General features: G+C 65.8%; 13 protein-coding genes and 1 pseudogene. 12 read left to right on the top strand and 2 right to left on the bottom strand.

What is annotated here, in order from left to right:
• The first annotated feature begins 16 nt into the window (after positions 1-16).
• From HWX39_RS06330 to HWX39_RS06315, 4 genes are all read left to right on the top strand, one after another.
• Positions 17-193 carry a hypothetical protein gene (locus tag HWX39_RS06330; RefSeq protein WP_244134931.1) on the top strand — a complete coding sequence of 59 codons (177 nt, stop codon included), beginning with the start codon at positions 17-19 and terminating at the stop codon, positions 191-193.
• 734 nt (positions 194-927) lie between these two features.
• On the top strand, positions 928-1581 hold the full coding sequence (locus HWX39_RS06325; RefSeq protein ID WP_175966233.1) for a hypothetical protein: 654 nt from the start codon (positions 928-930) through the stop codon (positions 1579-1581).
• A 406-nt stretch (positions 1582-1987) separates the two neighbouring features.
• Positions 1988-2224, top strand: coding sequence for a DNA-binding protein (locus HWX39_RS06320; protein WP_014899176.1), 237 nt, complete (start codon positions 1988-1990; stop codon positions 2222-2224).
• Entirely contained in the window at positions 2157-2627 is a 471-nt protein-coding gene (locus tag HWX39_RS06315; RefSeq protein WP_175966231.1) for a type II toxin-antitoxin system VapC family toxin, read from the top strand. Before HWX39_RS06320 ends, HWX39_RS06315 begins: the two co-directional genes overlap by 68 nt.
• Positions 2628-2760: 133 nt before the next feature.
• On the opposite strand, the pseudogene HWX39_RS36775 reads toward HWX39_RS06315, so the two are convergent.
• Positions 2761-2982: pseudogene (locus HWX39_RS36775) on the bottom strand (hypothetical protein); the annotation flags it as partial.
• A gap of 152 nt (positions 2983-3134) precedes the next feature.
• Here HWX39_RS36775 and HWX39_RS36125 point away from each other — a divergent pair.
• Positions 3135-3380: a hypothetical protein gene (locus HWX39_RS36125; protein ID WP_244134930.1), complete on the top strand. Its 246-nt coding sequence runs from the start codon at positions 3135-3137 to the stop codon at positions 3378-3380.
• 13 nt (positions 3381-3393) lie between these two features.
• On the opposite strand, the gene HWX39_RS06305 is transcribed toward HWX39_RS36125, so the two are convergent.
• A complete protein-coding gene (locus HWX39_RS06305; RefSeq protein WP_175966229.1) occupies positions 3394-4839 on the bottom strand; it encodes a GSCFA domain-containing protein in 1446 nt (481 codons plus the stop codon).
• A gap of 545 nt (positions 4840-5384) precedes the next feature.
• Here HWX39_RS06305 and HWX39_RS06300 point away from each other — a divergent pair.
• Genes HWX39_RS06300 through HWX39_RS06270 form a run of 7 tightly spaced genes read left to right on the top strand, consistent with a single transcriptional unit; the run spans position 5385 to position 12013 of the window.
• Positions 5385-6281, top strand: coding sequence for a VOC family protein (locus HWX39_RS06300; RefSeq protein WP_175966227.1), 897 nt, complete (start codon positions 5385-5387; stop codon positions 6279-6281).
• A 9-nt stretch (positions 6282-6290) separates the two neighbouring features.
• Positions 6291-7184, top strand: coding sequence for a CoA transferase subunit A (locus HWX39_RS06295; protein ID WP_175966225.1), 894 nt, complete (start codon positions 6291-6293; stop codon positions 7182-7184).
• Positions 7185-7194: 10 nt separating this feature from the next.
• A complete protein-coding gene (locus HWX39_RS06290; RefSeq protein WP_175966223.1) occupies positions 7195-7992 on the top strand; it encodes a ketoacid CoA transferase in 798 nt (265 codons plus the stop codon).
• Positions 7993-8000: 8 nt separating this feature from the next.
• Positions 8001-8927 (top strand): enoyl-CoA hydratase, encoded by a 927-nt coding sequence (locus HWX39_RS06285; protein WP_175966221.1) that lies wholly within the window; start codon positions 8001-8003, stop codon positions 8925-8927.
• Positions 8924-10012 (top strand): nitronate monooxygenase, encoded by a 1089-nt coding sequence (locus HWX39_RS06280; protein WP_175966219.1) that lies wholly within the window; start codon positions 8924-8926, stop codon positions 10010-10012. The genes HWX39_RS06285 and HWX39_RS06280 overlap by 4 nt, the downstream gene beginning before the upstream one ends.
• Positions 10013-10037: 25 nt before the next feature.
• Complete coding sequence (locus tag HWX39_RS06275) at positions 10038-10847, top strand: enoyl-CoA hydratase family protein (RefSeq protein ID WP_175966217.1); 810 nt, start codon at positions 10038-10040, stop codon at positions 10845-10847.
• Complete coding sequence (locus HWX39_RS06270; RefSeq protein ID WP_175966215.1) at positions 10844-12013, top strand: acyl-CoA dehydrogenase family protein; 1170 nt, start codon at positions 10844-10846, stop codon at positions 12011-12013. Before HWX39_RS06275 ends, HWX39_RS06270 begins: the two co-directional genes overlap by 4 nt.
• Positions 12014-12030: the final 17 nt, after the last annotated feature.

Genomic DNA, 12030 nt, shown 5'->3' with positions numbered 1-12030 from the left:
CGGACGGGATGAACGCATGAACGACAACGGGTTTCCGCAGGGCGCGGTGCTGGTGTTCGGCGGCAGCGGCGGGATCGGGCAGGGTGTCGCGCTCGAATTTACGCGCGCCGGCGTGCCGGTCGCGGTGGGGTACCGCAGCAAGGCCGACGTGGCCGAGCGTGTCGCGCGAGACGTCGGTTGCCCCGGTCGCTGACAGAGCCTGCCTATCCCCCTTCTCCAGCGCGTCGACGACGCTGGCCGGTTTGCCGATCGGCTCGCGTATCGCTTCCGTGCGCGACACCGGCAAGATGCATGCGCACGCATCGGTGTTCACCCTGTCTCGTCACGCACGATTGCGCATCCGCATCGCGTGCACCCGGCGCGAGGTCGAAGTTTTGCAACGTTTCGTCAATGTGCCTCGCCCGACTCGATTGACTGCAACGACGACTTGCACGCGCTGACGGCTTTCCAGCCTAGTTCGGCATGCGTTCCGATCTCGATGCGCGATAGATCAAATCGCGTGTTCCCGCGTGTCCCGCCGAATGCGGATACGTTCCTGAAACATTTCCCCCGGATTGCGACCGTCGTGACCGCCTGTGTGTGACGGTGACGCTTGTCCCGCTTCGGTTTGCGCCGCATGGCACGCGCTTTGCGGTTGACCCGGTGCCGCTGGCGCAAACGAATGTCGCAACAACGATGAGCGCATCCGCGGCATGCAACGACATCGATAGAAACGGGGAATCGGATCGGGCCGCGGGTGCCGTATGTTGCGGCGCTTGCGCTGCGCATGTCGTATCGGCGATGCGCACCGGGCAACGTGTTCCCGATCCGTCGAACAGCAAGCGTGCTTGCAAGGTGTCGTGTCGGGGCTCGCATCACGCAGCGCGGCGCAGGCCGCATGCGTTGGCGAGGCGCGCCCGGCACAAGTCGGGGGAGGCGCCCGTGAAAATGACGGCGAACCAATGGGCAGCGGTGGCGGTGATGTGCGCCGCGAGCGCGCACGCGCAGGAGATCTACCTGCAGGGTGGCACGCAGGGCGTCGGCATCGGCGCGGCCGTGAGCTTCAATTCGATGCTGGGTGCGCATGCGGACTTCAATGCGATCGATCTTTCGCATGACTTCACGGTGGCCGGCAATCGCTATCAGGACGACCTGAAACTGCGCCAGGGTGGCCTGTACGCGGACATCTTTCCGTGGCGCGGCAGCGGCTTCCGCGCGACGCTCGGCCTGCGTTTCAGCGACGACGAACTGCGCGGCGTATCGGTGCCGACCAATGGGACTTACGTGTTCGGCGGCAAGCGCTATCCGGCGATGCCGGGGATGTACGCGGTGGCGGAAGCGCGCTATCCGGCCGTGATGCCGTATGTCGGGATCGGCTACGGGCATCGGCCGGCGTCGAAGGGGCTGGGATTCGTCGCCGACCTCGGCGTGGCGTACGGGATACCGAAATGTTCGTACACGCTGTCGCCGGAACTCGCGGCCGCGGCCGGACCGGCGAAGAGCCAGATCCTTGCCACGAGCGGGCTGGATTCGCTGCGGCAGGTGATGTCGCGCTATCGGTGGTACCCGGTGTTGCAGATCGGGATTTCGTATCGGTTCTGAGTGGTCGGGTTGCCGTTGTGCGTGCGGGCCGGGCTAGTGTCGATATTTGCCGACAAGGGTTAGGGGTTTGACAACGGTTGCCTGCGATCCCGAATGCGTCGACGGATGGGGGCTGCGTTGCGTGATCGACGCGGAAGCGATGAATGACGCCGCCCTGCGCGGGTCCACGCGTGCCGCCTGTCTGCGAATAGCCGTTCGGCCGTCTTTTACGTCGTTCCGATCTGCCTTACCTTGCGGACAGCAGTTCGACGTGTCGGGCGAGCGGCGGAAGCCGGGTGGATTCATGCTGGCTGCTGCCGTTGGCCGACGCCAACCCTCGTCTTCCATCCATTCGTGACGATGATAGCAATGCTTGCAATTCACCGTCATGGCGCTATCATTGATAGCAACCTGGATGGAGGGACCTATGGCAAATCTTCTGGTGCGTAACGTGGATGACAGTATCGTTCAGAGCCTGCGAGAGCAGGCTGCGGCAAATGGCAGGAGTGCCGAGGCCGAACATCGAGCCATTCTGGCCGATGCACTCGGCCGGCCGAAGCGAAGGACATTTGCGCAAGTGCTGATGAGCATGCCCGATGTTGGCGAAGACGCGGATTTCCAACGTGTTCAGGATTCCGGCGAGGTCAGGCGTGTTTTTGATTGATACGAACGTCATCAGCGAAATCAGGAAGGGCAAGCGCGCGAACAGCGGGGTGCGCGCGTTCTTCCGTGAAGCCGGAAACGACGGCAGCAGTCTCTACCTGTCCGTCGTGACGGTTTCCGAACTACGCCGCGGCGTCGAGATGATCCGCCGCCGCGGCGATACGCAGCAGGCGTCGACACTCGATGCCTGGCTGGCCGCGCTCATGTCCGACTATGCGCCCAACATCCTGCCGATCGACATCGATGTCGGCCAGTTGTGGGGCCACCTGCGTGCTCCGCATCCGGAGCACGCGCTGGACAAGCTGATTGCCGCAACGGCGCTCATCAACGACCTGACGGTCGTCACCCGCAACGTCGGCGATTTCGAGAAGACGGGAGTCCGGCTGGTGAATCCGTTCGACTAGCGTCGCGCGTTCGACCGAAGCGCGGGTTGGCCCAGGGCAACGCAGAGCGTGCGTCGCGTGAAGCGTCGGCCGGCGGCGCCGACTCGGCACGACGAACGCAATGCCACGCGCGACGTGTTACGTCAGGCTGCCGTCAACACGCTGCCGGCGTGCTGCCGCATACGGTATTCACGAGCGTCACGAGGTTGCTGCTCGTGAACGGCTACGCGCGTTGCCGTTTCACCGCGGAATCCGTATCACCCCAGCTCTTTACGCCGACCACAGCATGGTGCGAGGTGGCGTTGCCGAAGGCCGTGCCGTTAAGTGTCGGCGGCATGGCAAGATTGACGAGCCACGGGCCGCCGCGCGCCTCCCCGGCTGACCGAACCCCCGCCGCACTCCCGTCGAGGCCGTCCCGCCCCCGTCCGTTTCCTCTCCGCCTCTCGTCCCAACAGACGATGTGACACCACCCCCGACCGGCCAGAATCCTTTCACGAACAACGGATTCTGAACCAGGAGGAGGCCGACATGATCGATGTCCGTGCGCTTGGCTATGCCGTCGTCGAGGCGACGCACGTCGATGCGTGGCGCCGCTACGCGGAAGACGTGCCGGGCATGCAGGCGCTCGACACGTATGTCGGCACTGCCGTGCGCGGCCGGAAAGGTTCGCAAGGTGGTGTTCGGCTTCGTGTCGCATCAGCGGTTGCTACCGATGCTGTTGGCGCGGCAATTCGTAAGGCAAACCTCGGCTGTCACCTGACTGCAAAAAGCTGACGTGGGGCAGCTTTCACGAAAAGTGCTCGATAAATGAATCCGTGATCGCCTTGACGACATCGTCGCCCACATGAAGCGCCGCGTCGTCATCGTTGCCATAATACGGTCCTACATGTCCGCCCAGCCAGCGTACGATCTCGAAGCTGGGCCAATAGATGACTTCGGGGTTTTTAGTAACGAATTCGTGAGCGACAACACGGAGCGTCGATTTGGAAATGCAATCCGCCTGTATCGCGGACTTGAACTCGAACGTGGTCTTTAGCGGCACGGGGCTGACAGTAAGCACGATCTTGATGTCGGGATTCAACGCCTTGACGTGAGAAACAATGTATTCAAGGTTGTCCAGATTTTGCTGGACCGTAGTAGTACGAAAATCGTACATCTCTGCAAACGCACGCGAGCCGAGCGTCGAATTCGAAGGCATCACGAATTCGCCGGATTGTCTGTCGAAGAAGGCAGGAGCTACACCAAGTGTATAGACGAACACATTTGCAGCAGCCAACCGGGCTCTGAGATTCTCCGGGGTAATATTGAGTGAGGCAAACAGTTCGTCGAGCCGCTCCCGGCTTTGGCCCATGCATTGACCTAACGCCCAATCAACCATGCTGCGGTTTGCGAAGCTTGAATTGATGTGTTCGACGACTTCAAAGAAGTCAGCCTGATAGCCCCGTTCTATCAAACGTACGGCAATTTCTCTTGCAAAACACGAGCCGAGCGTAAAGAGCCGCGTCCCCTTGTCGATGAAACGTTCCTTCTGCAAGCCGTTTAACAAGGTGGACCGGATCACGGCCTTCAAGTCCTGTCTCATTTCTTGCGTGGTTGGATACTTTGCCCGTGCAATCGTTTTTCGCCGCGCACCATCCGAAAGCACTTTGCGGGAAAATTCAATGTCGGTCCTGTTGCCAACGGCAGGGTTGATTGCTTGTGCCGTATCGATAAGTGCAACGGCTTCTTCGAGGTCGTCGTTTGCGCGGAGTTGGGAGAGATTGGCGTAGTGATCGGCATTCGCCGGATCGATCTTGATCAGCCAACGATAGGCGAACTCCGCATCCTCAGAAGGACCGACATAGGTTGCCGCCGTCGCCAGCATCTCGAGACAGAGTTTCAGTTGGGGCCACGTCGCGGCTTCAGCGGTATTTTCGACAAGGCGGAGTGCGCTCTTTGCGTGGTCCCGCCGAATGGCCCAGCTCTTGTGGAACCCGGGAAACTGCAAGGCGTGAAAGCACCCCAGGAAGAATATCGCGTCAGGATTCCGCTGGTTTTGGCCAAGTGATCGTTGAAGACATTCGACGGCAAGGTTCAGCTGCCCGGTTTGGCCATAGAGAATGCCAAGATAAAGGTTGACTTCCCAGTCAAGATTTTCGACGCGACTGTCGCCTAGCAGGGCGATTGCATCTTGTGCACCGGTGTTTCTGGCAAGCGCCTGTTTCGCTTGATCCTTCCAGCTACTGATATCCATCTGACGTTTCCGTAGTGAGCTTCGAGCTTTCCAATCAGCTACGCGCAATTTTGCTTGAGCGTTCCGCCCGATCGAGCGCAGCCATGACAAGTATGTGACACGCGTGTTGGACGTTCAGTCGTGGGCATCATATCGGCATCGTTCGTGCCAAACTTTAGAGTGGCTCGTGCAGGTGATGGATTGAAAGCGCGGTGCGGGGATCCGGGCATTGCGCCGCAGGCTCCCCATTTCGACCGCCGGATGCGTATCGAATGCCGTCACCGGCGTGCGCGTGATGACCTTCCTGCCGCTGCGAATGCCCGGGGCAGGCAGTCGATGAGCTGATCCCGTTTCCGGTTCGCAAGCGTCCGGCAACAACCTGGCAACAACCCGACCGCAACCGATCCGCGTTTTCCCAGTCCTCCCACATGCCCGCGCCGTCCCGCCGGGCTTTCGCGAACGTCCCGTTCCCCGCCGCCTCTCGTCCCAACAGACGATGTAACGCCACCCCCGACCGGCCAGAATCCTTTCACGAACAACGGATTCTGAACCTGGAGGAGGCCGACATGATCGATGTCCGTGCGCTTGGCTACGTCGTCGTCGAGGCGACGCGCGTCGATGCGTGGCGCCGCTACGCGGAAGACGTGCTGGGCATGCAGGCGCTCGACGCGCCCGACGGCGCGCTGTACCTGAAGATGGACGAGCGCGATTTCCGCTACGTGATCGTTCCCGGCTCGACCGACCGCTATTTCGCGTCGGGCTGGGAACTGCCCGACGGCGTCGCGTTCGACGCCGCGCTTGCGGCGCTGCAGCGTGCGGGCGTCGAGCCGGTGCGCGCGACGCCCGCCGAAGCCGCGCTGCGCCGCGTGCAGGCGATGGCGTGGTGCATCGACCCGTCCGGCAACCGCCACGAACTGTACTGGGGCGCGCGCTGCGACTTCCGCCGCTTCGTGTCGCCGCTGGGCGTCGCGCGTTTCGTCACCGGCGACATGGGGCTCGGCCACGCGGTGTTGCCCGCGCCGCAGTTCGATGCGACCGACGCATTCGTGCGCGGCGTGCTCGGCTTCGAGCTGTCCGACATCTATCGCGTGAAGTTCACGCCCGATCCGGCCGAACCCGAGAAACGCATCCACTTCATGCATTGCCGCAACGCGCGCCATCACAGCCTCGCGCTGTTCGAGATGGCCGTGCCGTCGGGCTGCGTGCACGTGATGGCCGAAGTCGACTCGATGGACGAAGTGGGGCGCGCGCTCGATCGCGTGGCCATGCACGACGTGCAGATGTCCGCGACGCTCGGCCGTCATTGCAACGACCAGATGATCTCTTTCTACATGAAGACCCCCGGCGGCTTCGATCTCGAATACGGCTTCGGCGGCCTCACGGTCGACTGGTCGAAGCACGCGGTATTCGAGGCCACCAAGGTGAGCCAGTGGGGCCACGATTTCAGCATCGGATACCGGTAAGCCAGCACGATGACGATGAAATCTCTCGACAAGACGATGTCCGCGCGCGACGTGGTCGCGCAACTCGCCGACGGCATGACGATCGGCATCGGCGGATGGGGGCCGCGGCGCAAGCCGATGGCGCTGGTGCGCGAAATCGCGCGCTCGAACCTGAAGGACCTGACGATCGTCGCGTACGGCGGCGCCGATGTCGGGCTGCTGTGCGCGGCGGACAAGGTGCGCAAGGTGGTGTTCGGCTTCGTGTCGCTCGACGTGATTCCGCTCGAGCCGCATTTCCGCCGCGCCCGCGAGCAGGGCCGCGTCGACGTGCTCGAACTCGATGAAGGGATGCTGCAGCTCGGCCTGCGCGCGGCCGCCGCGCGCCTGCCGTTCCTGCCGACCCGCGCCGGGCTCGGCACCGCGCTGCTCGATCACGCACCGCAACTGCGCACGGTGCAGTCGCCGTACGGCGATGGCGAGACGCTGCTCGCGATGCCCGCGATCGAACTCGACGTCGCGCTGCTGCACGTGAACGCGGCCGACCGGATGGGCAACACGCGCATCGACGGCCCCGATCCGTTTTTCGACGCGTGGATGGCGCGGGCCGCGCAGCGCTGCTACGTGTCGGCGGAACGGGTCGACTCGTCGATTGCGACAGAAGACCTCGACGCCGCGAAGCGCAACCCGTTCGAGCGCGCGCTCGTCACGGGCGTGGTGCACGCGCCGGGCGGCGCGCATCCCACGTCGTGCGGGCCGGCCTACGGCTGGGACCTGCCGCACCTGCGCGCGTACTGCGCCAGCGCGGAAGACGACGCGAAAACGACGGCGTACCTGCGCGACGTGGTCGGCCGGGACGAACGCCAGTACCTCGACGGCGTCGGCGGCCTGTCGCACGTGACGACGCTGCCGTTGCCGATTCTGTAAAGGAGCGCCTGTGAGCGAATCTCTCGACCATTCCCTCGCGGAACTGATGATCGTCGCGTCCGCGCGACTCTGGCGCGACGACGGCGAAGTGCTGGCGACCGGCATCGGTACGGGCCCGCGGCTCGCGGCCGGCCTCGCGCGGCTCGCGTACAACAACGGGCTGATGCTGACCGACGGCGAAGCGTACCTCGTCGAGGAGCCGGTGCCGCTCGGCCCGCGCCCCGTCGGCTATCGCGTGAAGGCGAGCGGCTGGATGACCTACGAGCGCGTGTTCGACTGCCTGTGGCACGGCCGCCGCCACGCGCTCGTGATGCCGACGCAGATCGACCGTTTCGGCCAGGCCAACATCTCGTGGCTCGGCGACGACTACGCGCGCCCGAAAACCCAGCTGCTCGGCGCACGCGGCTTTCCCGGCAACACGACGAATCATGCGAACTCGTTCTTCGTGAGCGGCCACGGCAAGCGCACGTTCGTCGAACACGAAGTCGACATGGTGTGCACGGTCGGCTACAACCCGGCGCGCCGGCTGCCCGGGATGAAGACCTTCGTCGACCTGCGCAGCATCGTCACCGACCTGTGCGTGATGGATTTCGGCGGGCCCAACCACGCGATCCGCGTGCGCTCGCTGCATCCGGGCGTGAGCTTCGACGAGGTGCAGGACGCGACGGGCTTCCCGCTGATCGCCGCACCCGACATCGACACGACGGCCCCGCCGAACGCGGAAGACCTGCGCATCGTGCGCGCGCTCGATCCGCACAACCTGCGCGCGACGATCGTGCGCAACAATCCGGCGCCGCGCCGGGGATGAGGTCCGACATGGAAGCGACCCAGGTGAGCTTCGGCGACGGTGTCGTCGACTACGCGGTCGACGGCGGCATCGCGACGATCACGATGAACCGTCCCGAGTATCACAACGCGCAGAACTCGAAGATGACGTACGCGCTCGATGCGGCGTTCCGGCGCGCGGCGCACGACGATGCGGTGAAGGCGATCGTGCTCGCTGGCGCAGGCAAGCATTTCTCGGCGGGCCACGACATCGGCACGCCGGGCCGCGACATTCACGAGTCGTTCGACCGCGCATCGCTGTGGTACGACCACGTCGACAAGGACGGCGGCGAATTCCTCTATGCCCGCGAGCAGGAGGTGTACCTCGGGATGTGCCGGCGCTGGCGCGACCTGCCGAAGCCGACGATCGCGATGGTGCAGGGCGCGTGCATAGCGGGCGGGCTGATGCTCGCGTGGGTGTGCGACCTGATCGTCGCGTCGGAGGATGCGTTCTTCGCCGATCCGGTCGTGCGAATGGGGATTCCGGGCGTCGAGTATTTCGCGCATGCGTACGAGCTGAACCCGCGCATCGCGAAGGAATTCCTGTTCCTCGGCGAGCGGATGCCGGCCGAGCGCGCGTACCAGATGGGGATGGTCAACCGCGTGGTGCCGCGCGAGCGGCTGTGCGACGCGACCTATGCGATCGCCGCGAGGATCGCGACGATGCCGCGCCTCGGGCTCGCGCTGACCAAGCAGGCGCTGAACCACGTCGAGGAACTGCAGGGCAAGCGTGCGGCAATGGACGCGGCGTTCGCGTGGCATCACTTCGCGCATGCGCACAACGAGCTGGTGAGCGGCGACCGCCTCGGCGGCTACGACGCGCGCAGCATGGCCAGCTCGCAGCGCCAGCCGAACGGCGCGGACCGTAGCGACGCGCACGCGCCCGCGCCGGTCGCCGTCAACGGAGCCGCCGCATGAGCACGACGCTGCATACGCCCTTGTGCGACCTGCTCGGCTGCCGCTATCCGATCGTGCAGACCGCGATGGGCTGGGTGGCCGATGCGCGGCTCGTCGCGGCCACCAGCAACGCCGGTGGCTTCGGCTTCCTGGCCGGCGCGACGCTCGAACCCGGGCAGGTCGAGGCCGAGATCCTGAAAGTGAAGTCGCTGACCGGCCAGCCGTTCGGCATCAACTTCCACATGTTCCAGAAGAATGCGCAACAGGTCGTCGAACTGGCGATCAAGCACCGGCTGCGCGCGGTCAGCTACGGCCGCGGGCCCGATGCGAAGACGATCCGCCGCTTCAAGGATGCGGGCATCGTCTGCATGCCGACCGTCGGCGCGCCGAAGCATGCGGCGAAGGCTGTCGAACTCGGCGCGGACATCGTCACCGTGCAGGGCGCGGAAGGCGGCGGCCACACGGGCTCGGTGCCGACCACGCTGCTGCTGCCGAAGGTGCTCGACGCGGTGCGCGTGCCGGTGGTCGCGGCCGGCGGGTTCTTCGACGGGCGCGGGCTGGCCGCCGCGCTCGCGTATGGCGCGGCCGGCATCGCGATGGGCACGCGCTTCCTGATGAGCACCGAATCGCCGGTGCCGCGCGAGACGCTCGAGCGCTACGTCGCGGTCGGCGACCCGGCGCGCATTCGCGTGTCGGACGCACTCGACGGGCTGCCGCAACGGATGATCGACAACCCGTATCTGCTGAAGCTCGAACGTTTCGGCCCGCTGCGCCGCACGCTGTTTGCGCTGAAGACCGCCGAAGCATGGCGGCGCCGGAACGGCCTGAGCACGGGCGACATGCTCGGCCTGGCAATCAAGGCGCTGCGCTCGCACGACTACACCGCGAGCCAGACGCTGATGGCCGCGAATGCGCCGTTCCTGATCCAGCGCGCGATCGTCGACGGCCATCCGGATGAGGGCGTGCTGCCGAGCGGCCAGGCGGCCGCGATGATCGGCGCGATCGAATCGTGCGACGCATTGATCGCGCGGATCGTCGCGGAAGCCGGCGAGCGGCTCGACGCACTGGCCGCGCTGCGCGCCGCGCCGGCGGCACAGGCCGCGTGAACACCATCACAGGGAGGCAGAGGAGATGACAGCATCCAACCCCCCGGCCGGCGCGACGCCGTTCCGGATCGATCGTGCCGACGGCATCGCCGAACTGGTAATCGCCCATCCGCCCGTGAACGCGCTCGACGCGCAGGGCTGGCACGCGCTCTCGCGGGCGCTCGACGCACTCGGCGAGGACGACGACGTGCGCGTGATCGTCGTGCGCGGCGAGGGCCGCGGCTTCTGCGCGGGCGTCGACATCAAGGAACTGGCCGCGCACCCGGAGCGGATCGTGGCGGTCAACGCAGGCAACTACGAGACGTTTCGCGCGGTGCACCGCAACCCGAAGCCGGTGATCGCGGCCGTGCACGGCTTCGTGCTCGGTGGCGGGATCGGCATCTGCGGCGCGGCGGATATCGTCGTCGCGGCCGACTGCGCACGCTTCGGCGTGCCTGAGATCGACCGTGGCGCGATGGGCGGCGGCGCGCATCTGCAGCGGCTGTTCGGCGTGCAGAAGGTGCGCGCGATGTACTTCACCGGCGACCTGATCGACGCGGCCGAAGCGTACCTGCTCGGCGCGGTCGAGCAGGTCGTGACGCGCGACATGCTGCGCGACGCGGCGCTCGCGATCGCCCGCAAGATCGCGGAGAAGAGTCCGGCGATGGTACGGCTCGCGAAGGAGGCGCTGAACGGCGTCGAGGACGGCGATCTCGAGGACAAGTACCGCTGGGAGCAGGGCTTCACGCTGCAGGCGTACCTGACGAACGATTCGACGGAGGCGCGCGCCGCGTTCGTCGAGAAGCGCGATGCGCGTTTCGACGTGCAGGCAACCGCCGGGGAGGCACGCGCATGAACCTGACCTATACGCCGCGGCAACAGGCGTTCCGCGCGGAGATCCGCGAATGGCTCGCCGCGCACGTGCCGCGCGAGCGGCTGCCGAGCTTCGACACCGAGGCAGGCTTCGCCGCGCACCGCGAGTGGGAGCGCACGCTGCACTCGGGCCGCTGGAGCATGGTCACGTGGCCGCGCGAACTCGGCGGGCGCGGCTGCGACCTGATCGAGTGGCTGATCTTCGAGGAAGAGTACTGGCGTGCCGACGCACCGATGCGCGTGAACCAGAACGGCATCTTCCTGCTCGGCCCGACGCTGATGGATTTCGGCACGGCGGAGCAGAAGGCGCGCTTCCTGCCCGCGATGGCGGCCGGCGAGCACGTGTGGGCGCAGGGCTGGTCGGAGCCGAACGCGGGCTCGGACATGGCCGCGATCCGCACGACGGCCGCCCGCATCGGCGACGAATACGTGCTGAACGGACAGAAGATCTGGTCGACCCGCGCGGTGTGGGCCGACTGGCTGTTCGGCCTGTTCCGCAGCGACCCGGAATCGTCGCGTCATCACGGGCTCACGTTCCTGATGGTGCCGCTGTCCGCGCCGGGCATCACGGTGCGGCCGATCCGCCAGCTCAACGGGCAGACGGGTTTCGCGGAAATCTTCTTCGACGACGTGCGCGTGCCGGTCGAGAACCGGCTCGCGGCCGAAGGCGCGGGCTGGCAGGTCGCGATGGCGACGGCCGGGTTCGAGCGCGGGCTGATGCTGCGTTCGCCGGCGCGGTTCCAGCGCACCGCCCAGCTGCTGCGCGACCTGTATCTCGCCCACCGCGACAGCGCCGAGCGCGATCCGACGCTGCGCGAGCGGGTGGTGCAGGCGTGGATGGATGCGCAGGCCTATGCGCTGTCGACCTACGCGACCGCAAGCCGGCTGCTGAAGGGCGGCCATATCGGCGCGGAGTCGAGCACCAACAAGGTGTTCTGGTCGGAGCTCGACCTGCGCATGCACCAGACCGCGCTCGACATCCTCGGCGCGCACGGCGAGGTCGTCCCGCAGACGGCCGCGCAGCACGCGGCGCTCGGCCACTGGCTCGACGGTTTCCTGTTCGCGCAGGCCGGCACGATCTACGCGGGCACCAACGAGATCCAGCGCAACATCGTCGCCGAACGGATGCTCGGCATGCCGCGCGCCTGAGCGCGCCGGCGCCACCC

The sequence above is a fragment of the Burkholderia sp. BCC0322 genome (assembly GCF_902833045.1).
Taxonomy (GTDB): Bacteria; Pseudomonadota; Gammaproteobacteria; order Burkholderiales; family Burkholderiaceae; genus Burkholderia.
This window is presented reverse-complemented; position numbering and strand designations above follow the sequence as displayed.